The following is a 24,912-nucleotide window of genomic DNA, read 5'->3' as shown; positions in this document are numbered from 1 at the left end:
ATCCATTCAATCCGCTGGACGCGACCGGCTGGCACGGCGATCTGTCGGTGGTGCGGATCAATGTCAAAGACATCCGGCCGCTGGTGAGTCATCGCTATCACTTGCCGCCGTCGGCCCACACCACGTTCGTCGGCAATCGTTTCGTGGTCTGCACTTTCGTGCCGCGGCCGTTCGAGACGGACCCGGGCGCGTTGAAAGTGCCGTTCTTTCATAACAACGATGACTACGACGAAGTGTTGTTCTATCACGCGGGCGACTTCTTCTCGCGCGACAACATCAAGCCGGGAATGATGACCTTGCATCCCTGCGGCTTCACTCATGGGCCGCATCCCAAGGCGCTGAAGAACATGCTGGTCCAAACCAAGCCGGCCACCGATGAATACGCCGTCATGATCGACACGCGCGATGCGCTGGAGATCGGCGAGGCTGCGGCGGCAGTGGAGTGGTCTGGGTACGTCGATAGCTGGAAAACCAAATGAAGCTTGCAACCGTTCGTAACTCGACTCGCGATGGTGAGTTGGTCGTCGTCTCGCGCGACCTGACTCGTGCCGTGGCGGTTTCGCAGATCGCGCCGACCTTGCAGGCGGCCTTGGACGATTGGTCGCGCATCGCGCCCCAGCTGGCCGAAGTTGCCGGCGCGTTGGAGCAAGGCAAAGCGAAAGACTGGTTCGCGTTCGATCCGGCCAAGGCCATGGCGCCGTTACCGCGTGCCTATCACTGGGTCGACGGCTCGGCGTTTGTGAATCATGTCGAGCTGGTGCGTAAGGCGCGGGGCGCGCAGATGCCGGAAAGTTTCTGGACCGATCCGCTGGTGTATCAGGGCGGTTCGGACGACTTCATCGGTGCGCGTCAGGACGTGCCGGTGCCGAGCGAAGAGTACGGCATCGATCTGGAAGGCGAAGTGGCTGTCGTCACTGACGATGTGCCCGTGGGCACGAAGCGCGAGGCTGCGTTCGATCACATCAAACTAGTCATGCTGGTCAATGACTGGTCGTTGCGTAACTTGATTCCGGGCGAGCTGGCCAAAGGGTTTGGTTTCTATCAGTCCAAGCCGGCCACTGCGTTTTCTCCGGTCGCCGTGACGCCTGATGAGTTGGGCGCAGCATGGCAGGACGCCAAGGTGCATTTGCCGCTGGTGGTGCACATCAATGGCCAGCCGTTCGGCAAGCCCAACGCCGGCGTCGATATGACTTTCGATTTCGCCAAGCTGGTCGAGCACATCACTCTGACGCGTAACGCGCGCGCTGGGACGGTGTTGGGCTCAGGCACGATCTCCAACTACGACCGTTCGTTGGGATCGGCGTGTCTGGCCGAGAAGCGCACGCTCGAGCAGATCGAGCAGGGCAAACCGGTTACGCCGTTCTTGAAGTTCGGTGACTCGGTGCGTATCGAAATGTTCGACGCGGCCGGTCGGAGTATCTTCGGCGCGATCGATCAGAAGGTGGTGCGCGCCTGATTCTTTTTCTTATTTGGTTGGGCGGCCGCCGGTTCGAGCTGTTCTAGCAAACTGACGCCGCCCAGTCCGCGCATCTGTCTCAAGATCCATTGCTGTCGCGACAACACGTAACGCGACGGCGCGCGCACCTTCATCCGTTTCGGGCTCGGTAGCACGGCCGCCAGCAACGCTGCCTCGGGCGCGCTCAGTCGCGACGCAGGCTTCTTGAAATAAACCTCCGAGGCCGCGCCGACGCCGAACACGCCGCTGCCGAACTCCGCGATGTTCACGTACACCTCGAGGATGCGTTGCTTCGGCCACAGGGTTTCGATCAACACCGTGAAGTAGGCCTCCAGTCCTTTACGGACCCAGCTCTGGCCGGACCATAGAAACAGATTCTTGGCGACCTGCTGCGACAGGGTGCTGGCCCCTCGTACCCGGCGGCCTTGTTCGCGATCTTCCAACGCTTCGTTGATGGATTTGAGATCGAAGCCGTAGTGCTCCGGGAACGTCTGGTCCTCGGCGGCGATGACCGCCACCTTGATGTGCGGCGAGATCTGTTGCCAGTCCAACCACCGATAGCGGACGGCGCCAGGCTCGGCCAGCATGAAAGCCGTGGTCGGCGGGTCGACCCATCTCAGTAAAAGCACCGGGCCGACGCTCAGGATTAGTACCAGGAGCAGTAGTCGAACAACGAAACGAAACATTCGGGCTGCGGTAGTTTTTGCGGCAATAGGTGCGGACATGAGTCACGAAAGCGCGGCGCGCCCGGGCAAGTGTGACCTAGTAGCTGTTTGATTACACATAATCGTCTACCATCGCCGCCCAAATTCCGGCTTCGACTCAGTAACGGATAGTGTCACGGACCTACGGAGACCTTGCGACATGATGACTAAGACCAATAAGACTCGCTTGCTGGCTGGAGTAGCGTTGACTTGTGCCCTGGCGGCTCCGTCGGCTTTCGCCGAGGAGTATCGCGGATTCTATTTCGGTGTGTACGGCGGTGCGGGCTCGGCCGACGGCAAGTCGCGTAGCGACTTCGACACCCGCTTTTCCAATGCCTGGACCCAGAGCATTCTGACCAACATCATGAATGACTTGAACCGCGATCCCAATCGTGCGGGCAATACCCTGTTGGGGCTGACGGCCGGCACCCGCAAGGCTTCGACGTTGGACGACAGTCCGAACGTGTGGGGCGCGCTGGTGGGCTTTCGTTTCAATAAGTGGGTCGGTACCGAGATCGGCTACGTCAACCTGGGCGAAGTGAAGTACGACTTCGGCGGCAATTACGACTATCAGTTCAATTCCTTCGATACGACCACGAGGCCGAACTTCTCCTCGGTGTCCCCGTACGCCGTGGGCTATCGGTTCTCGAGCGCCGGCCCGACCGCTGCGGTGGTGGGCTTCCTACCGGTCGGTCGCTACTTCGAATTCAATGCCAAGGCCGGTATCTATCTGGCCGACACTCGTCAGACCGTGCGCGTGACCGATGTCGAGTTGAAGGACAACTTCTATCACGAGCGTGTCGACGCGAGTCAGACGGAGATCTTCGCCGGTGTCGGCGCGACTTGGAACGCGACCGAGAACTTCGCGGTGCGCGTCGAATATCAGCGCTTCATGGATGTGGGCGATAACGCCAAGACTTACGAGCAGAACATCGACGTGATCAACGTCGGCATCTTGTTCAAATAACGCAGCTCGTCCTGCGTCGCTGGCAACGCCGGACCTTGCGTCCGGCGTTGTCGTTTGTAGCGGTCCCGAGTTATCTCGGGGTAGCTCAGGCCTTGGCTTCGACGCGCTTGACCGACTCGATGATCACGGTCTCGGTCGGCACGTCCTGGTAGCCGCTGCGGCTGCCGGTCTTCACCGCGGCAATCGCATCCACCACGTCCATGCCCGAATCGATCCGGGCGAACACGGCGTAGCCGTAGTTGCTCTGGCCCTTGTGGTCCAGGAAGTCGTTGTCCACCACGTTGATGAAGAACTGCGAGGTGGCGCTGTTGATGTCGTTGGTACGTGCCATGGACAGCGTGCCGCGCTTGTTCTTCAAGCCGTTGGTGGCTTCGTTCTGGATCGGCTCATGACCCTTTTTGTTCTTCAGGTCTTCGGTCAGGCCGCCGCCCTGAACCATGAAGCCGGGGATCACGCGATGAAAAATGGTGCCGTCGAAAAAGCCTTCGTCGGCGTAGCGGTAGAAGTTCTCCACCGTGATCGGCGCCTGCTTGTCGAACAGCTGGATGGTGAAGGAACCTTTGGAAGTCTTGAATTCGAGCATGGATCAATCCTCTGAAGTAGCTGGGCGCCCAGCGCCGCGCCACTGGCCTTCGGTGACGCGTTCGTGACCGGCCAGATCGGCGTGCGAGCGTACGTGAACGAAGCCTTGACGCACAAGCCGCTGCCGGACTTCCTCGGCCTGTTTCCAGCCGTGCTCCAGCACCAGCCAGCCGTCATTTTCCAGGTGCGCAGGCGCATCGCGCACGATGGCGTCGAGGGCTTCGAGGCCGTTGCGGCCGGAGATCAGCGCCATGCCGGGCTCGAAGCGCCGTACCTCGGGCGCCAAGTCGGGGTCGTCCTGCGCAATGTAGGGCGGGTTGGACGCGAGCAAGTGGAAGCGCTGGCCGGCCACCGGCGCGAACCAACTGCCGTGTAATAACGCAACGTTGGTCAATTGCAGACGACCGATATTGCGACTGGCCAATTCGAGTGCATCCTTGGAGGCGTCGATCGCAGTCACGGTGGCTTGCGGCCGATCGGTGGCGATGGCCAGCGCGATGGCGCCACTGCCGGTGCCCAGATCGGCAACTCGGACCGGGTCTTCTTTATTTATATGAGTCAAAGCGCGCTCGACCACCAGTTCAGTTTCGGGGCGCGGGATCAGTACAGCCGGGCTGACTTCCAGCAGCAGCGACCAGAACGCCTGTTGCTGGCGGATGTATGCAACGGGTTCGCCCTGCGATCGGCGCTTGACCAGCTGCTGAAACGACCAACCGGCTGCGACCGGCAGCTCGCGCTCGGGCGTGGTGCGGAAACTGGTCCGCGACAGGCCAGTTACGTACTCCAGCAGCAGCTCGGCATCGAGCCGTGCGGACGGCGAGGACCGCGACAACAACATGGTGGCGGTATGCAGCGCATCCGAGATGGTTTGGGAAGATTTGACGGCAGGCATGAATGACGTTGGACTAGCGCACCTTTGAAGTTCGAGATCGCCCCGGAGTTGCCCATGCACGTTTATGACAACGCCATCGAGATGATTGGCCGCACCCCGATGTTGCGGCTGCATCGGCTCGATACCGGGCCTTGCGAGCTGTACCTGAAGCTCGAATACATGAATCCGGGCGGCTCCATCAAGGATCGCATCGGCTTGTCCATGATCGAGGAGGCCGAGCGTCGCGGCGATCTGCAGCCCGGCAGCGTCATCGTCGAGGCCACCGCCGGCAATACCGGCTTGGGCCTGGCGCTGGTGGCTGCGCAAAAGGGCTACCGGCTCATTTTGGTGTTACCGGACAAAATGAGCCAGGAAAAAATTTTCAACCTGCGTGCGCTCGGCGCCGAAGTGGTGTTGACGCGCTCGGATGTGGGTAAAGGCCACCCGGAGTACTACCAGGACCTGGGCGCGGCCATCGCCAAGCGCACCGGCGCGTACTTCATCAATCAGTTCGCCAATCCTGACAATCCCAAGGCACACGAGCGCACCACCGCGCCGGAAATCTGGGAGCAGATGACGCAAAAGCTGGATGCCGTGGTGATTGGTGTGGGCTCGAGCGGCACCGTCGCCGGTCTCGCCGCGTTCTTCAAAAAGCACGCGCCGCATGTCGAGCTGGTGCTCGCCGATCCGCAGGGCTCCATCCTCGCGGAGTTCATCGCCACCGGCAAAATGACTCAGAAGTCGTCGTGGCTGGTCGAAGGTATCGGCGAAGACTTCATTCCCGACATCGCCGATTTTTCCATGACCAAGCGGGCGTACAGCATCTCCGATGCCGAGTCGTTCTCGGTGGCTCGCGAACTGTTGCAGAAGGAAGGTGTGCTCGCTGGTTCGTCTACTGGCACGCTGCTCGCTGCAGCGTTGCGTTATTGCCGTGAGCAGAAATCGCCGAAGCGCGTCGTCACTCTGGCTTGCGACACCGGCGCGCGCTATCTGTCCAAGTTGTACAACGACTTCTGGATGGAGGATCAAGGCTTCATTCAGCGTGAGAAGTATGGCGACCTGCGTGATTTGATCGGCCGCCCGCACGGCGAGCGCGCCACGATTACGGTCGGGCCCAACGATGTGTTGACGACCGCACACAATCGTCTGCGCAACGCCGGCTTTTCACAGCTGCCGGTGATGGATGGCGACAAGCTCATCGGCGTGGTCACTGAAGATGACATTCTGCGCTTCGCCTTCGGTCACCCTGGACGTTTCAACGAGCCGGTGCATAAGGCCATGACCAGCACCTTCCTGCGCGTCGACAAGAGTCAGACGCTCAACAATCTGGTCGCGATGCTGGAAGTACGCTCCTCGGCTGCAGTGATGGACGGCGAAAAGTTTTTAGGCTTGGTGACGCGCTCGGATGTGTTGAACTACCTCCGGCGCCAGGTCAAGTAATGCTTGATTTGTCGGCGCACCGCGCCGACAGGTCAGATGTTTTTCCAGTCGGCCAGGTGCCGGCTCTGTAATACGGGACATATCATGACTGACTCCGCAAAGTTGCGTTTCGGCTCTCGCTGTATTCATGGCGGCCAATCTCCCGACCCGAGTACGGGCGCGGTGATGCCTCCCATTTACGCCACCTCGACCTATGCTCAGAGCAGTCCTGGCGTTCACAAAGGCTACGACTACTCTCGTACCGCGAATCCAACGCGTGGCGCTTGGGAGCGTTGTATTGCCGACCTCGAAGGCGGCACGCGCGGCTTCGCGTTTGCTTCCGGCATGGCGGCCACCAGCACGTTGCTGGAACTGCTCGACAGCGGCAGTCACATCGTGGCGATGGACGATCTGTACGGCGGCACGTTCCGATTGTTCGAGCGTGTGCGTAAACGTTCGGCCGGGCTCGATATCACGTTCGCCAATCTGGCGGATCAAGCAGCGTTCGAAGCCGCCGTGCGTCCGACCACTAAAATGATTTGGATCGAAACGCCGACCAACCCAACCCTGCGTCTGGTCGACATCGCACGAGTGGCAGAGTTTGCCCGCAAGCGCGGCATCCTCACCGTCGTCGATAACACTTTCGCGAGCCCGTGGGTGCAGCGGCCGCTCGAACTGGGCGCCGACATCGTCATGCATTCGGCGACTAAATATCTCAACGGGCACTCCGACATGATCGGCGGCGTGGCCGTGGTCGCGGACAAGGAGCTGGGCGAGAAGGTGGGCTTCCTGCAAAACGCGATTGGCGCGGTGAGCGGTCCGTTCGATAGCTTCCTCGCATTGCGAGGCTTGAAAACATTGGCGTTACGTATGCGCCAGTCCAGCGACAGCGCGTTACAGATTGCCGGCTGGTTGGAAAAGCATTCGCAAGTCTCCAAGGTGATCTACCCCGGCTTGCCGAGCCATCCGCAACACGAGCTGGCGCGTCGTCAGATGCGCAATGGCTTCAGCGGCATCGTCACATTCTTTGTGAAAGGTGGCTTGGGCGAAGCCAAATATTTCCTCGAGCGCTGCCGTTTGTTCACCGTCGCGGAAAGCTTGGGCGGCGTGGAGAGTCTGGTCGATCACCCTGGCCTGATGACGCACGCATCGATTCCGCCGGAGAAACGTCGTGAGCTGGGCATCGACGATTCTTTGATTCGGCTGTCGGTGGGTATCGAAGAAGTGGAAGATCTGATCGCCGATTTGGATCAGGCTCTCGCTCGCTGATCTACCAGTTGATCTACTCGTTGCTCTAGGCGGAAGGTGGCGTCTGCTCGCCACCTTCGCTGGGCGGGGTGCTCATGCGTCCCGCTTTCCGTAAAGCCTCGCGCAATACATATTCGATCTGCGCGTTGGCACTGCGTAGCTCGTCCTGCGCCCAACGTTGCATGGCCTCCAGGACCTCGCTGCTGATGCGCAGCGGATAAGCTTTTTTCTCCGCCAACTTGCGTGCGCTCAGCCGCTATACAACGTACCGGTGTTCACGACCGGCTGCGTGCCGCGCTCACCGCACAACACCACTAGCAAGTTCGACACCATCGCCGCCTTGCGCTCTTCGTCGAGATGGATCACGTCCTTCTGCGCCAACTGTTCGAGCGCCATATGCACCATGGTCACTGCGCCTTCGACGATGCGAGTGCGAGCAGCGATGATGGCTGCCGCTTGCTGACGTTGCAGCATGGCTTGAGCGATCTCGGGTGCGTAGGCGAGGTGGCTGACGCGTGCTTCGACCACCGTGAGTCCCGCCTGAGCGAGCCGATCCTGAATTTCGTTGCGTAGATGCTCGTTGATTTCAGTGGCGTGCGAGCGCAGAGCGATCTTGTGATCCTCATGCAGGTCGTAGGGATAAGAAGTTGCCATCTGGCGCAGCGCTGCTTCGCTCTGCACCTGGACGAAGTTTTCGTAGTCGTCCACGTTGAACACCGCCTCGGCGGCGTCATGCACTTGCCACACCACCACTGCCGCGATTTCGATGGGCGAGCCTTCCGAGTCATTCACCTTCAAGCGGCTGGACTCGAAATTGCGCACGCGCAGAGTCACGGTTTTCTTGGTGTAGAACGGATTGGCCCAGCGCAGCCCGCTGTTACGCTCGGAGCCGACGTACTTGCCGAAGAACTGCATGACCGCGGCTTGATTGGGCTGCACGATGAAGAAGCCGACCATGGCGAAACCCACCAAAGCACCGGCCAGGATGGGCGGGATGGGGGACACCAGCAGCTCTACCGACTTGAACAGCCACCAGGCGCAGACCGCCATTAACCCCAGCAGGATCAACACCATGGGCACGCCGGGCAGGGTCAACACTTGTCGCTCTTTCATGGCTTCTCCTGGTTTTCGGGCCGACCATAGCATGCTTTGATATCAAAGTGATATCACGGGGCGGTGGGGCTAACCCGGCGCGGGTTGGCATTTGCTATCGGCTCGAGCCGCCGCGATGATTTGCGCCGATCAAAAACGGAGTCTTGTCATGGCCATTCAGCCCAGTCAGCCGCAGGGCATTGGCGGCGTGTTGGACACCGCCTTTCAGCTCTACAAGTCATCGCTCGCGGTGGTGTGGCCGATTTCGCTGTTGTTGGCCATCGTCGGCGCGCCGCCGACCTTGTACTCGATCTTTTCGCGCCCCGAGGTTGCGCAACCGGCCAGCGTCGACGAATTGCTGAACATGGTGTTGGGTCCCTCGGATCCCATGGCAACCGCGATCGCCTGGATCTCCGGTTTGTTGTCTTTGTGGGTGATGAGCGCGCTGTATTTGAAACAACGCGCGGCCGGCATGGATGCGGAGATGAGCGTTGGCGCTGCGTTGAAAGTGGCCGCACGACGACTCGGGCCGATGGTGCTGGCCACCTTCCTGGCATTGCTTGCAGTCGTGATTGGTATAGCGCTGCTGCTGGTGCCGGGTTTGATTCTGCTGGTCACCTTGATGATGTACATGCTGCTACTGTTGTTCGAAGACAAAAGCGCAGTCGAGTCGCTCACGGCCAGTCACAACTTGGTGTGGGGTAACTGGTGGCGCAGCAGTGCCATTCTCACGGTGGCGCTGATTCTGGTCCTGGTGATATTCGCTGCCATCGGCTTCGTCGCTGTCATCGCGGCACCGTTCGCGGATCTGGCGGTGGGCGACATCGTCGTGGCCGCGATGATCGGCGAGTTGGTGTTCAACCTGGCGTTCAACGTGTTGCTGATGCCGTTCTTCACCGCAGTGATGATCGCGTTGTACTGGGATCTGAAATTGCGGAAGGAAGGCGGCGATCTGGCGGCGCGGGTGAATGCATTGAACGCCGCCTGATTCGTGCGTGTCGCTGCCCTAGTCCTGATTCTGTGGGCCGCGCCGGCGGCGCTCGCGCAAGACACGAGTTCGGCGCGGCGAGTGCTGGATACTTGCATCGAAACGCTCGGTGCCGAAGTCGTCGGCTTGGAAGACATGGAAGAGCCTTGCCCTGGGATCGCTCAGGCGCTCCAGCAACTCGGCATCGTGCCGTTGTTCCCGGAAACTCAACACGATCTTTTGACGCGCAATGGACTCGTCAATCTGCGGACGCTGTCGGATCGTTACGCGCAGCCACCAGAGCACACGCAGATCAGTGTCGATGGTTTGCAGCCAGTGTTGGCAGCGTTGCGCGAGCCGGTCGAAGCTGGGCATCAGTCGTCCTGGTACGAGCGGCTGAAGCGTTGGCTCAGCGAAGCTTTCGACAGACAAGAACAACAGGCCAATCCCTGGTTGAGTCGCTGGTTGGACGAGCATCCGATTTCAGATCGAGTGCAGCGTGCCTTGGTCAACGGTGTGATGCTGTTGGTCGTGTTGCTCGCGATAACCATCTTGCTCAACGAAGTGCGAGCTGTACGCGCGGGCCGTCGGAAACGAGAGCCGGCGGGTAGTGATGTGACGGGCGGCGTTCTGATGCCTGGCGTGTCGGCCGACGCGGCATCGTTCGGCGAGCGTCCCGCGGCCATGCTCAAGATGCTGGTTGCAACGTTGGTGAAGACCGGTCGGTTGCATGGCGCGCCGAGTTTGACGGCGGGCGAGTTGACGACTCGCGCTCGCTTCGACGATTCGGCTCAACGCGAATCCTTCCGCTCAGTCGCGCAGCTCGCCGACCGGGAAGTTTTCGGCGGCAAAGATCTGGCGGGAGGTGACATCGACGATGCGGTTCGCGCCGCGCGTAGTCTGGATGAACAGCTGCGCGGAGCGGCGACATGAAAGATCGTCTGCTCACACTAGCGTTAGCGCTCGGAGCATTCGTCGCCTTCTATATTGTGATGGCACCGAAGCTCTCTACACCGGAAGAGCAGCCGACGCGCCCCATCAGCGTCGAAGCCGGTCCGAACGGTTATCTCGGTTTGGCGCGTTGGCTGGAAGCGGAGCGCGTGCCGGTGCTGTCGTTACGCGAGCGCTTCACCAAGTTGAATGAGCTGCCTGGGTTGGAGGCGAGCACCGGCAACTTGTTGGTCAGCACGGCACCGCATATCTATCCCATTCGCGATACCGAAGTGGCGCCGCTGCGAGCGTGGGTGCGACAGGGCAATACGATGTTGCTGGTTGCCGGCTTGTCCGACACGCCCGATTGGTCGATGGGCGAGGGCGTGGATACCGAGTTCCTGGAACATCTGCAGGACATGACGGCGCTCAGCTTCACGCAGATGCCGAATGAGGCCAGCGAACAGTCTGATGACACCCAGGACGCGGATGACGAACCGCCGCCGTCGTGGAGCGATGCCGTCGATGCACAGATGAAACTCGTTGAGCCGCAGAAATTCGAGATGAAGCCCGCAGCTGCGCATCCGTTACTGACGGGCGTGAGCAAGGTGAGGGCGTTGTCCGAATATCCCACCGCGAAGTGGGATGGTTGGTTCAACGAAACGGGCGCGATGGAGTTGGCGCACGATCCCGTGTCGGGTGCGCCGGTGCTGTGGCTGCTGCCCGCCGGTCAAGGGCAGATCATCGTCAGTGCCTACGGCAGTATTCTGACCAACAAACTGCTGGCCGAGGACGGCAATGCTCAGCTGCTGGCCAACATCGTCCGCTGGTCTCTGCGAGATGGCGGCAAGGTCATCGTCGACGACGCGCATCAAGGCATGGTGGCGTTCTACGATCCCGAAGCGTTCTTCGGCGACTCGCGGTTGCATGTGACGTTGTGGTGGCTGCTCGGATTGTGGCTGCTGTTCGTGGTCGGTTCGCAGCGGTTGCGCCCGGCGCCGTCGCGCTGGAGTCCCGTCGATATCACGGGCTTCGTGCGTGCCAGCGGTGGATTCATGGCGCGCGTGATGCGGCCAGCGACGGCGGGTCAACAAATGATCGCGAACTTTTTCAACGATGCTCGCAAGCGCTTGGGCTTGCCGGCCGACGGTGCGCCGGTTTGGGAATGGTTGAGGGCGCAGCCGGCGGTCTCGACTCAGGATGTGGAACGACTGCAGGCCTGGCATGCCAAGGTTCATCAGGGCCGTCGTGTCGATCTGTCTCAACTGCATAATTTGCTGGTGCGCTTGCGCGCAGCTCTGACCTGACGTGGCCTGACCTGACCTGACCTCAAAGGATGACGATGAACGCTCTCGTGGCCTTCGAACAACGATTGCAACAAGAACTGGGTTCGGTGGTGCTGGGTCTGCAGCCAGTGATTCGCGCGCTGGCCATCGCCGTCGTCGCGCGAGGCCACGTGTTGCTGCAAGGCGCGCCGGGTCTTGGCAAGACGTTGCTTAGTAAGTCACTCGCTAGTTCTTTGCGCGGAGTTTTCAAGCGCGTGCAAGGCACGTCGGATTTAATGCCGGCGGACATCACTGGCGTGAATGCTTATGACGGGGAGCAGCGGCAGTTTGTGTTTCGAGCCGGGCCTGTGTTTGCCGATGTGTTGCTGGTGGATGAGATCAATCGCGCCGGGCCCAAGACTCAATCGGCCTTGCTCGAGGCCATGGAAGAGCGGCAGGTGACGGTGGATCGCCAGGAGTATCCCTTGCCCAAGAATTTTCTGGTGATTGCGACTCAGAATCCGCGGGAGTTCGAAGGGACGTTTCCGCTGCCCGAGTCGCAGCTCGATCGGTTCATGTTACGGGTCGATTTGAGTTATCCGGCTCGCGAGGATGAGTTGGCGATTGTGGCTCGGTACGGCAATGCCGATGCTCACGCTCGGCTCGGAGGCTATGAGCAATTACCACCGTTGGATCTGGATGAAGTGCGCCAGACGGTTGAGCAAATTCATATCGCGCCGGAGTTGTCGGGGTATGTGATCGACATCGCCGCCGCCTCTCGTTCCAGTTCGCATGTGAGCTTGGGCTTGTCGACGCGAGGTGTGTTGGCGTTGGTGCGGGCAGCTCGAATCAACGCGGGCATGCGAGGCAACGATTTCGTATCGCCCGACGACGTGAAACAAGTCGCACCGTTGGTCATTCCACATCGATTGATGCTCGCGCCCGAGGCGCTGCTCGAAGGCGTGACGGAGCAGACGATAACGCAGCAGTTGTTAGAGCGTACGCCGGTTCCTCGCTGAGCCATGCATCTGCGTCTTAACGGCTTCGTGTTCGCGGTGCTCACGGCGCTCGTGGCTATTCTCGGTGCGTGGAGTGGCGATCCGAACCTGGAGCGGTTGTGGTTGTTGCCGTTGGCGTTGCTGTTGCTCGGGCTTGCGTACGAAGGTTGGACGGTCACGCGGGCGCGGCCGAACGTCACGGTCGACGGCCCGGCACAGGGCGTGTTGGGCCGGCCAATGTCCGTGCAGCTTTTGTTTCGTCACGAATTGACGCGCGATGTAGCGATGGAAGTAGCACCGGCTGCGCCCGAGGCGGTCGAGATCAACGCAGACATTCGAACGATCTCAGTAAAACCGGGAGAGCCGGCTACCGTCGACCTGCGGGCGACGCCAAGAAAGCTCGGCCAACATAGCTGGCCTCAGATGCAGGCTCGAATCGCCGGGCCTTTGGGACTGGCATGGTGGTCGCGCCGCTTGGACGCGGAATACTCCTTCAAGACAGTGCCTGAGTTACTACGCGATCCCGCCGGCCGCATCGGCGCCCTGAGTGGTGGAGTGCGTGCTCACTCTAGTCACGGTGCCGGCGCTGAGATTCTGCAACTCCGTGACTATCGAACAGGCGATCCGCAAAACGCGATCGATTGGAAAGCCACCGCGCGTCGCGGTCAGCTGGTTAGTCGTGACTTCACTGAAGATCAACATCTCGACATCGTGATCGCCATCGATGCAGGCCGCACCAGCGCCTTGCGCGCCGGCGAATTAGATCGTCTCGGTCACTACATCAATCTAGCGGCGCGATTCGCCGAGCATGCGGTGGCACAGGATGATCGTGTCGGTGTGATGTTATTCGCCGATCAGCCGCTGGCGACGCTCGCACCCGGCCGAGGAATCGGCACAGTATTTCGAATCCGCCAGATGCTAACGGCAGCGACGCCGAAGCTCGCCGAGTCGAATCCGCTCAACGCAGCGTTGCGCATCCGCACGCTGGTTCGTCATCGCAGCCTGGTCGTGATGTTGACGGACGTGGACGACGCGGCAGTCGCCGGACAACTGGCGTCCGCTGCACGATTGCTGTTGCCCAAACATTTGCCACTCATCGCCGGTCTCTCCAGTCCGGAAGCGGAGGCTTTGCGTGTCGCCAACGCGCATTCATGGCTAGACCCGTATGAGTCGCTCGCCGCCCAGGAATACTGCGCGCGATTGGAACGCAACGTCAGGGCGTTAAGAGCATTGGGCGCGCCAGCGTTAGTAACGCGTCCAGAGCGCATGGAGCGCGCAGTGTTCGACGCCTATGCCGACTTCAGGAACCGACGGCGGATTTGACGAAGCGGCGGCCGAACAGATGGCCGGTGAGTGCGCCGATCATCACGATGCCATAACCGAGACCCACCACGACCCGGCTGGCCATCGGGAAATCGGGATCGGGCGACAAGTACCCTTCGATGAAACCGCAGCCGATCAGCAGCAGCGCACACAGCAGTAACAGTCGCGAGACTTTAGTGGCTGCATGCTGAAACGATTCGCGGCGTGTCGCGTGAGTCGGGCGGATCAGTGCTTCACCGAGCATGGTGCCGGCAGCGCCGGCAAGGCAGATCACCGACAGCTCCACCACACCGTGTGCAGTGACGAACTTCAGCAGCTCGCCGGCCAGGCCATGCTGATGAGTAAAAGCAAACATGCCGCCGAGCATGAGCCCGTTGGTGGCGATGAGATAAAACGTGCCGAGCCCGAAGAATACGCCGACACAGAACGCCATCAGGCTGACGGCGATGTTGTTGGAAAGGATGCCCAGCGACAGCATCGACGACGGTGTTACGTTGAGTAGATCGTCAGTCCATAGCCGGCCGCTCTCGACGCCGTTGATGGCTTGTTCGCTAGCGAGCAGTGAGATCAGTTCTGGGTAACTCGATACCAGCCACCAGCCTGCGCCGGCGCTCAGCACGAACAACAACGTTACCCAGAGGATGGCGCCGCGCAGTTCATGGACGACCTCAGGGATTTCCTCTCGGAACAGAAGCAGTGTGCGTGCGCGCCAGTCGTGAGGCTTGCGATAGATGATGGAATGCAGCTTCGCGTAGCTGCGTTCGAGGGCTTTCGTTACGCGACTCTGAGGCAGGGCGCGCCGGGCGATAGATAGATCGCGTCCGAGCGAGCGATACAACTCGATGGCTTGCAGCGCCTCGGCGGCCGAGTGGTCGCGGTTTCGCTCCAGCGCTTCGAGCTGAGGCGTGAGTTGGCGCCAGGTTTCAGCGCGCGACGATAGCCATGCGCTCATGCCAGCGTCTGTGCTCATTGTAGCAGCGCCTGCAAGCGCGCTCTTAGCTCGGGCGTGCGAAGCTGAGCCAGCTGTTCGCTCGACAGCGATCCATCAACACGGCTCAACAGCGAGCGCGCGAGATCAGTTCGGGTGCGCGCATCCAGCGCGGCCCAGCGTTCCAGCAACTCATGAATCAAATCCGCGGCGCGAGGATCGAGCGCCGGGTTCGCCGATGACAGGCGAGCAAACGTACTGTCATGTTCCTTGCTGTCCAGAATCAACAGCGTGCCAGCCGCCATGTCGCCAATGCGCACATGCTGAGCCGTGCAGATCGCCGTCGTCAGGCCAACCAAATAAGCAAACGGCAACGAATCGACGATTCGAAACACATTCCGTATCAGCAGCGCGCTAGCGCTGGGAATGTCGCCGGTGCGCGTGACGATCCGCACGCCGGCCATGCGCTTGCCTGGCGTACTGCCACGCATGAGGACTTCGACGACCGGGTGATAGAGCAGGTAGATGGCCAGCGTTGGCACCCACACCCACAGGAAATAATTCACGCCAGGCGCGCGGCCGCCGTCAAAAAACCGCAAGCCGCCGAACGCCACGATGCTGCCCACCGACCACCAGGAAAACGCCAGGATCAGCCGGATGTGCCAGTCCACCACGAAGGCATAACTGCGACTGCCGACGCCGGCGATACGCAGCTCGACGTCGACGCCGGTAATGCTCTGCAGGGTGACCTGAGGCGCGGCCATGGTGCGATCCGGTTTACTCCACGATGCGAGCCAACTGTTCGGCTTGATATTCCTGTTGTAGCGGCTGAATCAATTCTTCCAGCTCGCCGTTGATCACATTCGCCAGCTTGTACAGCGTCAGGTTGATGCGATGATCGGTGACGCGGCCTTGCGGAAAGTTATAAGTACGAATGCGCTCGGAACGATCGCCTGAGCCCACTTGCAGCTTACGGGCGCTGGCTTCGGCCTGATCGCGTTTCTCTTGCTCAGCGGCTTTGAGTTTGGCCTTGAGCAGCGACATGGCGCGTGATCGGTTCTTGTGTTGCGAGCGTTCGTCCTGACACTCCACCACGATACCGGTGGGCAAGTGAGTGACGCGAATCGCCGAGTCAGTCTTGTTGACGTGCTGACCGCCGGCGCCGGACGCGCGGAACGTATCGATGCGCAGGTCCGCTGGATTCAGTTCGATGGGTTCGAGCTCATCCAGCTCCGGCAGGATCGCAACGGTGCACGCCGAGGTATGAATGCGGCCTTGGGCTTCGGTGGCCGGCACGCGCTGTACGCGATGAGTGCCGGACTCGAACTTCAAATGCGAGAACGCGCCCCGCCCGACGACGCGACTGATGACTTCTTTGTAGCCGCCATGTTCGCCGTGGCTTTCCGAGAGCACTTCGACATTCCAGCCGCGTGTGCTGGCGTAACGCGAATACATGCGGAACAAATCGCCGGCGAAGATCGCCGCTTCGTCGCCGCCAGTGCCGGCGCGCACTTCCAGATAGATGTTGCTTTCGTCGCGCTCGTCTTTGGGGATGAGCAGCTTGGCCAGCTCTTCCCCTTCCATCTCGATGCGCGCGTTGAGGTTGTTGAGCTCTTCCTGGCCGAGCTCGCGCATTTCCAGATCGTCGCCTTCAGCCATCTCGCGCGCTTGGGCGCGTTCGCCGAGCGTGCCCAGATAGGCTTTGTAGCGTTCGACCACGGGATCGAGCTTGGAATATTCCACCGACAGATCGCGGAACTTGTTGGTGTCCCCGATGGTGGCAGGATCGGCCAGCAGTCCGCTCACTTCTTCGTGGCGGTCGGCCAGTCGTTCCAATTTGAGACGAATCGAATCTTTCATTACTCAAGTCGAGTCGGACGATCCCGGAGGATCGGGGGCGAACAGAGTGCGTGCCGCTTCCAGCAATTCCACTTCGCCACGTTCGGCCGCTTGTCGCAGCCGTTGGCTCGGGCCGTGTAGCAACCGGTTGGTCAGCGTCGAGGCCAGGAAATCCACCACCTCGCGCGGATCGCGACCGGCTGCCAGCATACGCCGCGCCTGTTCGGCGGTCTGGGTGCGAACGATGTCGGCGTCGTCACGCAATTGACGAATCGTCGGCACGGCGTCCAGCGTCTTCAGCTGTTGCTCGAACACTGAGACTTCGGATGCGAGCATGTCAGTCGCGTCACGCGCTGCTTCACGCCGTGACGCCAGGTTCTCGTTCACCACGTTCTGCAAATCGTCGATGGTGAACAGATACACGTCTTCGATCTTGGACACCTCGGCCTCGATGTCGCGAGGCACGGCGATGTCCACCATGAAGATGGGCTTGCGCTTGCGAGCACGCACGGCCGCCTGGACCGCATCGAAAGTAATCACCGGCGTCGGGCTGGCCGTCGACGTGATGACGATGTCGGCCTCGGGCAAATGCGCAGCGATGTCGTCGATGCCGATGGCGAAGCCTTTGAACTCTGCCGCCAATTCTTGCGCGCGACCGATGCTGCGATTGGCGACGATCATGCGGCCCAGACCGTTCGCATGCAGATGGCGCGCGGCCAACGCAATCGTTTCACCGGCGCCGACCAGCAACGCCGTGTGACCGGAAAACTTCTCGAACACCGTGCGGGCTAGCGACACCGCCGCGTAAGCGACCGACACAGCATTGGCGCCGATGCGAGTCTGGGTGCGAACCCGCTTGGCCACCGAGAATGCCGTCTGCATCACCCGGTTGAGATAAGGACCGGTTACGCGCTGGTCCAGTGCCGCCCGGTAGGCGTCCTTCAACTGGCCCAGGATCTGGGGCTCGCCGAGCACCAGGGAATCCAGGCCGCAGGCCACCGCGAACAAGTGCTGGACCGCTTCGCTGCCCTGTTTACGGTACAGGGATTGATTGATGTCGAGCCGATGCGAGGCCAGGTCGTGCCAATTGGCGAGCCAATCGGACAGCGGCAACGCCAGGTCGGGCACGGGACTGGGCTCGTCGGTGGATTCCCCGCCGGTGCCGTCGTCCGCGTAACAATAGAGTTCGGTGCGATTACAGGTGGAAACGATCAGCGCTTCGCGCACCCCGGACTGGCCGGAAAGTTCTCGCAAAGCCTCGGGCAGCTCCTCGCCCGCAAAGACCATTTTTTCGCGGATTTCGACGGGAGCGGTGCGGTGATTGATTCCAATGACGACGAGTGGCATGTCGGCTGCTGTCGCAACGGGTGCGGATTGTCGGGGAAGGGCCCACTAATGACAAGCGACTCGGGCCTCCGGCGTGCCACGTTGCCCGATCCCGAGCCCTTAAACGAAGCTGATATAGTCGGCCGACAATGAGCTCACTTCATGGTCCCTCCCGCCGTTCCGCGCGAGTCGCGGCGTTGTTACTGGCTTCCGTGCTGGCAGCCTGTACCAGCCCCGGGAGCAAGCGGGAGGCCGATGCCGAGAATCTGCCGGCAGATCCCAATGCACTGGTTTTGGGCGCGGAGATGGCCTTGCAGCGGGGCCAGTACCTGGAAGCTTCGCAGGCCTATCTGCGCGCGGCTCAGGCTGCCAATGACGAAGAGCTGGCGGAGCAGGCCACGCGCGTCGCCCATGAGCATCGGCAATGGACGGTGGTGCAGGCCGCGGCCGAACGCTGGCTGGAGCTGAACCACACCAATGAAGAGGCCCGGCGCTTCGCCGCCTTCGCCGCTTTACATCTTTATAGGATCAACACCGCTTCCGAGCACCTGGGCATCCTGCTGGATACGGCGTTCATCAATCCGCAGGCCGGTTTCCTGGCCCTGCTGCCGCAACTGGCGGATGAGGGCACATCGAGTGGCGCCACCGCTGTGCTGAAGCAGTTGGTCGTCAAATACCCGGAAGTGACCGAAGCGCACTATGCGTTGGCGCAGGCCGCCTCGCAGTCGGACAACCTGAAACTGGCCATGGAGCATGCCCTCAAGGCTCGCGAGCTCGGCCCGTACTGGTCGCCGGCTGGCTTGTTGCTGGCTCGGTTGCAGATGTTGACCGGCAATGCCGAGGGCGCGCTGGCCACCGCCAAGCAAGTCATCGATCAGGACAATCAGGATTCGCACCGGCTCGAATACGCCTTGATGTTGATGCAGGCGGGTAAAGAAGAGCAGGGGCGCAAGGAGTTGACCGCGCTGGCCTCGAGCGAATCCACCGGCACAGTGGTCGAGCGTGCGCTGGCCGATATCGACTTCCAGCTCGGCAATCGCGACTCGGCCGCGCAACGCTTCAGCAACCTGGTGTCGAGCGGTCGCTTCGTTTACGAATCGCTGTTCTATCTCGGCGCCATCGCCGAAGGCCGTGAAGCTTGGGATGACGCTGCGCAGATTTACGCTCGCGTCACCGGCGGCGAATTCGCGATGGCGGCACAGACGCGGTTGGCGCGCCTCAAAGCGAAGAGCGACGGGCTCGAAGCCGGTCTGAAACATCTCGAAGAGTTCGGTGCCACTCGTCCGCAATATCGCATCGAGACCATCACCGCGCGGGCCACTCTGCTCAGCACTAGCGGCGACAAGGTGGGTGCGCTGGCGCTGTTGGACTCGGCGTTGAAAGCCTATCCCGATGCGGTCGAGCTGCGCTTCGCGCGCATCTTCCAGCTCGAAGCGGCAGACAAGGTGGATGAAGCGATCGTCGATTTGCGCAAGCTGGTGGCCGATCGTCCCAGCGATCCGGCGGCGACCAACGCGTTGGGTTACACGCTGGTGGATCGCACGCGGCATCACAAAGAAGGTTTGCAGTTGATCGAACAAGCGCTCACCGAGACGCCCGACAGCGGCGCGGTGCTCGATAGCATGGGCTGGGCGATGTATCGCGTCGGCCGCCCGCAGGATGCGCTGACGTACTTGGAACAAGCCAAGCGTCGCATCAACGATCCCGAAGTGGACTTGCACCTCGGTGAAGTGTTGGTCGCGCTGAATCGCAAAGACGATGCGCGCGACCTGTGGAAGCGCGCCAGCGAACGTTATCCCGAAAACGACAAGATCAAACAGCGGTTACAGAAGCTGAATTGATGTCGCGCTGTTTCTCCTGGCTGGCGCTGGCGGCGATGTGTGTCATCGCTGCTGGTTGTAGCACCACGCCTCGAATTTCCAGTCCGGGCACGGCGATCCCAGCTGATCTGAAAGACCTCGATCGCTGGCAGGCGCGCGGCCGACTCGGCGTTTCCGGCCCTGAAAATGGCGGCTCGGGCAGCTTCGAATGGCGTCAACGGGGCGACGTTGCCGACGTTCAAATCCGTGGCCCGGTCGGCATCGGTGGTGTGCATTTGGAAATGCGCGGCACCGGCGGCAATCCCGATCTCACATTGGAAACCAGCGACGGCCTGAAACTGCAATCAACCGCCGCTTGGGACGAACTGCAGAATCGCCTGGGCACCGCCGTGCCCGCGGGTAATCTGCGATATTGGATGCTTGGCCTCGCCGCCCCCGGCGAGCACACATGGCATGCGGAAAACGAGAACGGCGTGACAACACTAGAACAAGCCGGCTGGCGTATCGACTATCAACGTTATTCGACTGAGCCCGGCGCTCGCGTGCCGATGCGCATCACTGCCACCAGCGGCGACGCGCGCGTGCGCATCGTCGTAGATCGCTGGCAGCTCGGCCAATGAGCGCTGCGAACGAATTGCTCGGGTTGCCGGAAAGCTGGCCGGCACCCGCCAAGCTCAACTTGTGTCTGCATATCGTCGGCCGCCGCGCCGACGGCTATCACTTGTTACAAAGCGCCATGCAACTCATCGATCTGTGCGACGAGCTGCAGTTCTACAAGCGACCGGCCGGCACCATCGAGCGCATCGGCGACAACGGCGACATTCCAGCCGAGTCCGATCTGATCGTGCGCGCCGCGCGTTTGCTTGCGACTCGCTACGAAGTGTTCGACGGCGTCGGCATCGAAATCCAAAAACGCATTCCTGTCCAAGGCGGCTTGGGCGGCGGCAGTTCGAACGCCGCGACCGTGCTGGTCGCGTTGAATCATCTGTGGCGCTTGGATTTGAGGATCGATGAACTGGCCGCGCTGGGCCTGGAGCTGGGCGCCGATGTGCCGATTTTCGTGCGCGGCCACTCGGCTTGGGCCGAGGGTGTCGGCGAACGCCTCACGGCGCAGGACTTCCCGGAACAGGTTTTTTTGGTGCTCAAACCCGTGGCTGGAGTGAGTACCGAGGCGGTGTTTCAGGACTCTGAATTGACACGTAATTCCCCCGTCACGACAATACGCGCCTTTCTCGCGGGGGGCGGTCGAAACGACTGCACTCCGGTGGTGCGCAAGCGTAGTGGCGAAATCGCCGAAGCGCTTGATTGGCTTGAGGAATTTGGGGAAGCGAGGCTGACGGGAACCGGCGCCTGCGTGTTCGCCGCGATGCCCGACGACGCGGCGGCTAGACGCGCGGCGGCGCGCGTGCCCGCGCGCTGGACCGGTTATGTGGTGCGTGGTTTGAACCGTTCGCCGCTATTGGACCGGTTAGCGTACGAAGCCGGTTAAACTCCTCTCGAGCGTCGCAGCTCTTCTTTTATTGCGTTTGGGGTGTCGCCAAGTGGTAAGGCAGCGGGTTTTGATCCCGCCATTCGGAGGTTCGAATCCTTCCACCCCAGCCAAAAGCTCATCCGGATCGGAGTGTTGAATGGATCGTGCCACGATGGCGGTGTTTACGGGCAACGCCAATCCGCAGCTCGCCCAGGATATTGCGCGCCACTTGATGGTGCCGCTCGGCCGCGCTCACGTTAGCCGCTTCAGCGATAGCGAGTGCACCGTCGAGTTGCTGGAGAACGTGCGCGGCCGCGATGTGTTCATCGTGCAGCCGACCTGTTCGCCGGCCAACGATCATTTGATGGAATTGCTGGTGATGACCGACGCCTGCCGCCGTGCTTCGGCCGCGCGCATCACTGCTGTGATTCCTTACTTCGGCTACGCCCGCCAGGACCGTCGTCCGCGCGCGATGCGAGTGCCGATCACGGCGAAGCTGGTCGCCAACATGATTGCGAGCGCCGGTGTGGACCGCGTGCTCACTGTGGATCTGCACGCTGATCAGATTCAGGGCTTCTTCGACATTCCGGTGGACAACGTATACGCGTCGCCGGTGTTGCTCGGCGATGCCTGGAAACAGAAGTACGACGACCTGATGGTGGTGTCGCCGGACGTCGGTGGCGTGGTGCGCGCCCGAGCGTTGGCGAAGCGCTTGGATGATGCCGAACTGGCCATCATCGACAAGCGCCGCCCGCGCCCGAACGAGTCCGAAGTGATGAACATCATCGGCGAAGTCGACGGCAAGACCTGCGTGCTGATCGACGACTTGGTCGACACCGCCGGCACGCTGTGCCACGCCGCTGAGGCGTTGAAGGCGAACGGTGCGAAGAAAGTGCTGGCGTACATCACCCACGCGGTGCTGTCGGGCCCGGCCATCGATCGCATCTCGCAGTCGCAGCTCGATGAGCTGGTCGTGACCGACACGATTCCGCTGCGCGCTGAGGCCAAGAGCTGCAAAAAGATTCGGCAGCTGACCGTTGCCGGATTGCTCGCCGAGACCATGCGGCGAATTCGCGATGAAGAGAGCGTCAGCTCGCTCTACATCGACTGAAGCGCGCTTGCGGCTGCCTGACGGCGCCGCCGCTGGAAGAAAGTTTTTTGTTTTTATGGCGCGGCTACCGCCGCGCCAAGTGAAGTTGATGCACGGTTTCTTTTTCTTTTCGCGGCGCCAGCCGCGGGAAGAAAAAATCACAGTGGCGGCGTTTTTGGTCGCGATGCGCCGTTACTTTTGTTTCTTTACGGAGTAATCATGAAAACCTCATTTGACCTCGTCGCCGACTCCCGGCCGAACGAGCAGGGGAAGGGTGCGAGCCGCCGCCTGCGTCGTTCCGGGAAAGTTCCGGCGATTCTGTACGGTGGCCATCTGGAACCCAAGCAGCTGATTCTGGATCACCAGAACCTGCTCACCCTGCTGGTGAACGAAAAGTTCTTTTCCACCATTCTGCAGCTGAAGATCGATGGCCAGCCGCAGGCCGCCATTCTCAAGGACGTGCAGCGCCACCCGGCGAAGAACCAGATCCTGCACATGGATCTGCAGCGCGTGCTGGAGAATGAAAACATCCGCATGACCATTCCGCTGCACTTCAAGGGCGCGGCTGCGGCTCCTGGCGTCAAGACCCAGGGCGGCGTGGTGTCGCACTTGTTGAACGAAGTCGAAGTGCTGTGCTTGCCGAAGGATCTGCCGGAATATCTGGAGATCGATCTGTCGACGATGGAAATCAACCAGATTCGTCGTCTGTCCGATCTGGCATTGCCGACTGGCGTCGAGCTGGTGGCGCTGGCGCACGGTCGCGACGAAGCGGTGGTTTCTATCCATCATCCGCGTGCCGAAGAGGCCGAGACTCCGGTGGCTGCCGCTGCTGCTGCAACTCCTGCTGCTGGCGCTGCGCCGGCCGCTGGTGCGGCTGCTCCTGCGGGTGGCGACAAGAAGGCTGCCGCTGCTCCGGCTGCCAAGGCTGCGCCGAAGAAGTAACGCTGTCACCCACTCCGCCGTCGTTTGGCGGCGGAGTGGCGTGCGTTATTTTTCAGTGGCACTGCTATGGCGGGCACCCCTCTCAAAATCATCGTCGGCCTCGGCAATCCCGGGCCGGAGCATCTGCTCACGCGCCACAACGCAGGTTTCTGGTTCGTGGATGCGTTGGCGGCCAAGCTCGGCGGTACGTTTCGCAGTCATGCGAAATTCCACGGCGACATTTGTCGCGTGCAGTACTGCGGCCAAGACATCACGTTGCTCAAGCCCACCACTTATATGAATCGCAGCGGTCTGGCGATTCGCGCGCTGGCCGATTACATCAAAGTCGAGCCGGCTGAGATCCTGGTGGTGCACGACGAGCTGGATCTGCCGGTGGGCGAAGTGCGTTTCAAACTCGGTGGCGGCGCCGGCGGTCACAACGGCCTGCGCGACACGGCTACGCACATGGGCCCGGACTTCTGGCGGTTACGCATCGGGGTCGGTCATCCCGGCGACAAGTCGCAAGTGATCGATTTCGTATTGAAGCGGGCGCCGAAGGAGGAGGAACAAAAAATCCTGGCCTCCATCGAGCAGTCGTTGCAGACCTTGCCGACGTTTCTCGAGCAGGGCGCCGAACGCGCCATGAACGGGCTGCATTCCAAGAAGTAGGCCGTCTTGAGTCGGCCGGCCGCGGCCGGTTGTCTTTCAACCCAACAGTTGGTTTTAGATCATGGGCATCAAATGCGGCATCGTCGGCCTCCCCAACGTCGGTAAGTCGACGCTGTTCAACGCGCTGACGCGCGCACAGATCGCGGCCGAAAATTATCCTTTCTGCACCATCGATCCCAACGTCGGCATCGTGCCCGTGCCCGATCCGCGGCTCGATGTGCTGGCCGGCATCGCCAAGTCGGAAAAGCGCTTGCCGGCCACGGTCGAGTTCGTCGACATCGCCGGTCTGGTGGCCGGTGCTTCCAAGGGCGAAGGTCTGGGCAACAAATTCCTGTCTCACATCCGCGAAACGGATGCGATCGCGCATGTCGTGCGTTGTTTCGAGAACGACGACATCGTGCACGTCGCCGGGCGCATCAAGCCGCTCGATGACGTCGAAGTCATCAACACCGAACTGGCGCTTGCCGATCTCGACACGGTCGAGCGCGGCCTGCTGCGCGCCGAGAAGGCCGCCAAGGCCGGCGACAAGGACGCGGTCAAACAACGCGACTTGATGAAAAAGCTCAAGGAACATTTGGATTCCGGCCAGCCGGCGCGCTCGTTGATCAAAGATCCGGAAGAGAAGAAGCTGCTGCAGGAGCTGCATCTCATCACCATCAAGCCGTTGATGTACGTCGCCAACGTGGCGGAGAACGGCTTCACCAACAATCCTCATCTGGATTCGATGCGTGAACTGGCGGCTCGTGAGAATTCGGAAGTGGTCGCCGTGTGCGCCGCTATCGAAGCCGAGATCGCTCAGCTCGAAGAAGCCGATCGCGCTGATTTCTTGAAGGACATCGGCTTGGAAGAGCCCGGTTTGAATCGCGTCATCCGCGCCGGTTACAAACTGCTGGGCTTGCAGACTTATTTCACCGCTGGCCCCAAAGAAGCCCGCGCCTGGACCGTGCGCGTCGGCGCTACCGCTCCGCAGGCAGCTGGTGTGATTCACACCGATTTCGAGAAAGGCTTCATCCGCGCCGAAGTCAC

The 24,912-nt window shown here is 61.1% G+C and carries 27 protein-coding genes and 1 tRNA gene; 19 read left to right on the top strand and 9 right to left on the bottom strand.

Annotated elements, in window-relative coordinates; translation table 11 throughout:
* On the top strand, positions 1 to 479 hold a 479-nt coding region (locus JNL55_RS07545; RefSeq protein WP_293851471.1), incomplete at its 5' end, for a homogentisate 1,2-dioxygenase domain-containing protein.
* Positions 476 to 1,456: a fumarylacetoacetate hydrolase family protein gene (locus JNL55_RS07540; RefSeq protein ID WP_293851469.1), complete on the top strand. Its 981-nt coding sequence runs from the start codon at positions 476 to 478 to the stop codon at positions 1,454 to 1,456. The genes JNL55_RS07545 and JNL55_RS07540, both read left to right, overlap by 4 nt.
* Here JNL55_RS07540 and mtgA read toward each other — a convergent pair.
* Entirely contained in the window at positions 1,435 to 2,181 is a 747-nt protein-coding gene (mtgA, locus tag JNL55_RS07535) for a monofunctional biosynthetic peptidoglycan transglycosylase (RefSeq protein WP_415923030.1), read from the bottom strand. The genes JNL55_RS07540 and mtgA overlap by 22 nt on opposite strands.
* 139 nt (positions 2,182 to 2,320) lie before the next feature.
* On the opposite strand from mtgA, the gene JNL55_RS07530 reads away from it, so the two are divergent.
* A complete protein-coding gene (locus tag JNL55_RS07530; protein WP_293851465.1) occupies positions 2,321 to 3,127 on the top strand; it encodes an outer membrane beta-barrel protein in 807 nt (268 codons plus the stop codon).
* Between the two features lie 85 nt (positions 3,128 to 3,212).
* Here the strand turns inward: JNL55_RS07530 and JNL55_RS07525 are convergent, their stop codons facing one another.
* A complete protein-coding gene (locus JNL55_RS07525) occupies positions 3,213 to 3,710 on the bottom strand; it encodes a peptidylprolyl isomerase (protein ID WP_293851463.1) in 498 nt (165 codons plus the stop codon).
* 3 nt (positions 3,711 to 3,713) lie between these two features.
* Positions 3,714 to 4,601, bottom strand: a complete 888-nt coding sequence (gene prmC / locus JNL55_RS07520) for a peptide chain release factor N(5)-glutamine methyltransferase (RefSeq protein ID WP_293851461.1) — start codon at positions 4,599 to 4,601, stop codon at positions 3,714 to 3,716.
* Between the two features lie 54 nt (positions 4,602 to 4,655).
* Between prmC and JNL55_RS07515 the strand changes: the two genes are divergently transcribed.
* Together JNL55_RS07515 and JNL55_RS07510 are read left to right on the top strand one after the other, a co-directional pair.
* The gene (locus tag JNL55_RS07515) at positions 4,656 to 6,020 is read left to right on the top strand and encodes a pyridoxal-phosphate dependent enzyme (protein WP_415923031.1); all 1,365 of its coding nucleotides are present in this window, start codon (positions 4,656 to 4,658) and stop codon (positions 6,018 to 6,020) included.
* An 84-nt stretch (positions 6,021 to 6,104) separates the two neighbouring features.
* The gene (locus tag JNL55_RS07510; RefSeq protein WP_293851458.1) at positions 6,105 to 7,268 is read left to right on the top strand and encodes a trans-sulfuration enzyme family protein; all 1,164 of its coding nucleotides are present in this window, start codon (positions 6,105 to 6,107) and stop codon (positions 7,266 to 7,268) included.
* Positions 7,269 to 7,293: 25 nt separating this feature from the next.
* On the opposite strand, the gene JNL55_RS07505 is transcribed toward JNL55_RS07510, so the two are convergent.
* Together JNL55_RS07505 and JNL55_RS07500 are read right to left on the bottom strand one after the other, a co-directional pair.
* A complete protein-coding gene (locus tag JNL55_RS07505; protein WP_293851457.1) occupies positions 7,294 to 7,485 on the bottom strand; it encodes an Arc family DNA-binding protein in 192 nt (63 codons plus the stop codon).
* 11 nt (positions 7,486 to 7,496) lie between these two features.
* A complete protein-coding gene (locus JNL55_RS07500) occupies positions 7,497 to 8,360 on the bottom strand; it encodes an SPFH domain-containing protein (protein WP_293851455.1) in 864 nt (287 codons plus the stop codon).
* Between the two features lie 148 nt (positions 8,361 to 8,508).
* On the opposite strand from JNL55_RS07500, the gene JNL55_RS07495 reads away from it, so the two are divergent.
* The 5 genes from JNL55_RS07495 to JNL55_RS07475 are packed head-to-tail and all read left to right on the top strand — an operon-like array spanning position 8,509 to position 13,822.
* Positions 8,509 to 9,327, top strand: coding sequence for a hypothetical protein (locus tag JNL55_RS07495; RefSeq protein WP_293851453.1), 819 nt, complete (start codon positions 8,509 to 8,511; stop codon positions 9,325 to 9,327).
* Positions 9,328 to 9,330: 3 nt separating this feature from the next.
* Positions 9,331 to 10,239: a DUF4129 domain-containing protein gene (locus JNL55_RS07490; protein ID WP_293851451.1), complete on the top strand. Its 909-nt coding sequence runs from the start codon at positions 9,331 to 9,333 to the stop codon at positions 10,237 to 10,239.
* Positions 10,236 to 11,543 carry a DUF4350 domain-containing protein gene (locus JNL55_RS07485; protein ID WP_293851449.1) on the top strand — a complete coding sequence of 436 codons (1,308 nt, stop codon included), beginning with the start codon at positions 10,236 to 10,238 and terminating at the stop codon, positions 11,541 to 11,543. Before JNL55_RS07490 ends, JNL55_RS07485 begins: the two co-directional genes overlap by 4 nt.
* A 35-nt stretch (positions 11,544 to 11,578) precedes the next feature.
* Positions 11,579 to 12,520 (top strand): AAA family ATPase, encoded by a 942-nt coding sequence (locus tag JNL55_RS07480; protein WP_293851447.1) that lies wholly within the window; start codon positions 11,579 to 11,581, stop codon positions 12,518 to 12,520.
* A 3-nt stretch (positions 12,521 to 12,523) separates the two neighbouring features.
* Complete coding sequence (locus JNL55_RS07475; RefSeq protein ID WP_293851446.1) at positions 12,524 to 13,822, top strand: DUF58 domain-containing protein; 1,299 nt, start codon at positions 12,524 to 12,526, stop codon at positions 13,820 to 13,822.
* Here JNL55_RS07475 and JNL55_RS07470 read toward each other — a convergent pair.
* From JNL55_RS07470 to hemA, 4 genes are read right to left on the bottom strand one after another with little or no spacing between them, the layout of a single operon-like run.
* Positions 13,800 to 14,792 carry a stage II sporulation protein M gene (locus JNL55_RS07470; protein ID WP_293851444.1) on the bottom strand — a complete coding sequence of 331 codons (993 nt, stop codon included), beginning with the start codon at positions 14,790 to 14,792 and terminating at the stop codon, positions 13,800 to 13,802. The two genes, JNL55_RS07475 and JNL55_RS07470, sit on opposite strands and share 23 nt — an antisense overlap.
* Complete coding sequence (locus JNL55_RS07465; RefSeq protein ID WP_293851442.1) at positions 14,789 to 15,514, bottom strand: RDD family protein; 726 nt, start codon at positions 15,512 to 15,514, stop codon at positions 14,789 to 14,791. The genes JNL55_RS07470 and JNL55_RS07465 overlap by 4 nt, the downstream gene beginning before the upstream one ends.
* Positions 15,515 to 15,527: 13 nt before the next feature.
* Entirely contained in the window at positions 15,528 to 16,610 is a 1,083-nt protein-coding gene (prfA, locus tag JNL55_RS07460; RefSeq protein WP_293851440.1) for a peptide chain release factor 1, read from the bottom strand.
* Positions 16,611 to 16,613: 3 nt separating this feature from the next.
* Entirely contained in the window at positions 16,614 to 17,936 is a 1,323-nt protein-coding gene (hemA, locus tag JNL55_RS07455) for a glutamyl-tRNA reductase (protein ID WP_293851438.1), read from the bottom strand.
* A gap of 128 nt (positions 17,937 to 18,064) precedes the next feature.
* Between hemA and JNL55_RS07450 the strand changes: the two genes are divergently transcribed.
* The 9 genes from JNL55_RS07450 to ychF form a co-directional block, all read left to right on the top strand.
* Entirely contained in the window at positions 18,065 to 19,756 is a 1,692-nt protein-coding gene (locus tag JNL55_RS07450; protein ID WP_293851436.1) for a tetratricopeptide repeat protein, read from the top strand.
* Positions 19,756 to 20,355 (top strand): lipoprotein insertase outer membrane protein LolB, encoded by a 600-nt coding sequence (lolB, locus tag JNL55_RS07445; protein WP_293851434.1) that lies wholly within the window; start codon positions 19,756 to 19,758, stop codon positions 20,353 to 20,355. The genes JNL55_RS07450 and lolB overlap by 1 nt, the downstream gene beginning before the upstream one ends.
* The gene (gene ispE / locus JNL55_RS07440; protein WP_293851432.1) at positions 20,352 to 21,224 is read left to right on the top strand and encodes a 4-(cytidine 5'-diphospho)-2-C-methyl-D-erythritol kinase; all 873 of its coding nucleotides are present in this window, start codon (positions 20,352 to 20,354) and stop codon (positions 21,222 to 21,224) included. The genes lolB and ispE overlap by 4 nt, the downstream gene beginning before the upstream one ends.
* A 38-nt stretch (positions 21,225 to 21,262) precedes the next feature.
* Positions 21,263 to 21,337 (top strand) — tRNA-Gln (locus JNL55_RS07435).
* A 41-nt stretch (positions 21,338 to 21,378) separates the two neighbouring features.
* The gene (locus JNL55_RS07430) at positions 21,379 to 22,317 is read left to right on the top strand and encodes a ribose-phosphate diphosphokinase (RefSeq protein ID WP_322111013.1); all 939 of its coding nucleotides are present in this window, start codon (positions 21,379 to 21,381) and stop codon (positions 22,315 to 22,317) included.
* Between the two features lie 7 nt (positions 22,318 to 22,324).
* Positions 22,325 to 22,513 (top strand): hypothetical protein, encoded by a 189-nt coding sequence (locus tag JNL55_RS07425; protein WP_293851428.1) that lies wholly within the window; start codon positions 22,325 to 22,327, stop codon positions 22,511 to 22,513.
* A 2-nt stretch (positions 22,514 to 22,515) separates the two neighbouring features.
* Positions 22,516 to 23,238 carry a 50S ribosomal protein L25/general stress protein Ctc gene (locus tag JNL55_RS07420; protein ID WP_293851426.1) on the top strand — a complete coding sequence of 241 codons (723 nt, stop codon included), beginning with the start codon at positions 22,516 to 22,518 and terminating at the stop codon, positions 23,236 to 23,238.
* Between the two features lie 66 nt (positions 23,239 to 23,304).
* Complete coding sequence (gene pth, locus JNL55_RS07415; protein WP_293851424.1) at positions 23,305 to 23,886, top strand: aminoacyl-tRNA hydrolase; 582 nt, start codon at positions 23,305 to 23,307, stop codon at positions 23,884 to 23,886.
* Between the two features lie 61 nt (positions 23,887 to 23,947).
* Positions 23,948 to 24,912 (top strand): redox-regulated ATPase YchF (ychF, locus tag JNL55_RS07410; RefSeq protein WP_293851421.1); only part of this gene is annotated, 965 nt, incomplete at its 3' end.

This window comes from Steroidobacter sp. (assembly GCF_016790065.1).
Taxonomy (GTDB): Bacteria; Pseudomonadota; Gammaproteobacteria; order Steroidobacterales; family Steroidobacteraceae; genus Steroidobacter.
This window is presented reverse-complemented; position numbering and strand designations above follow the sequence as displayed.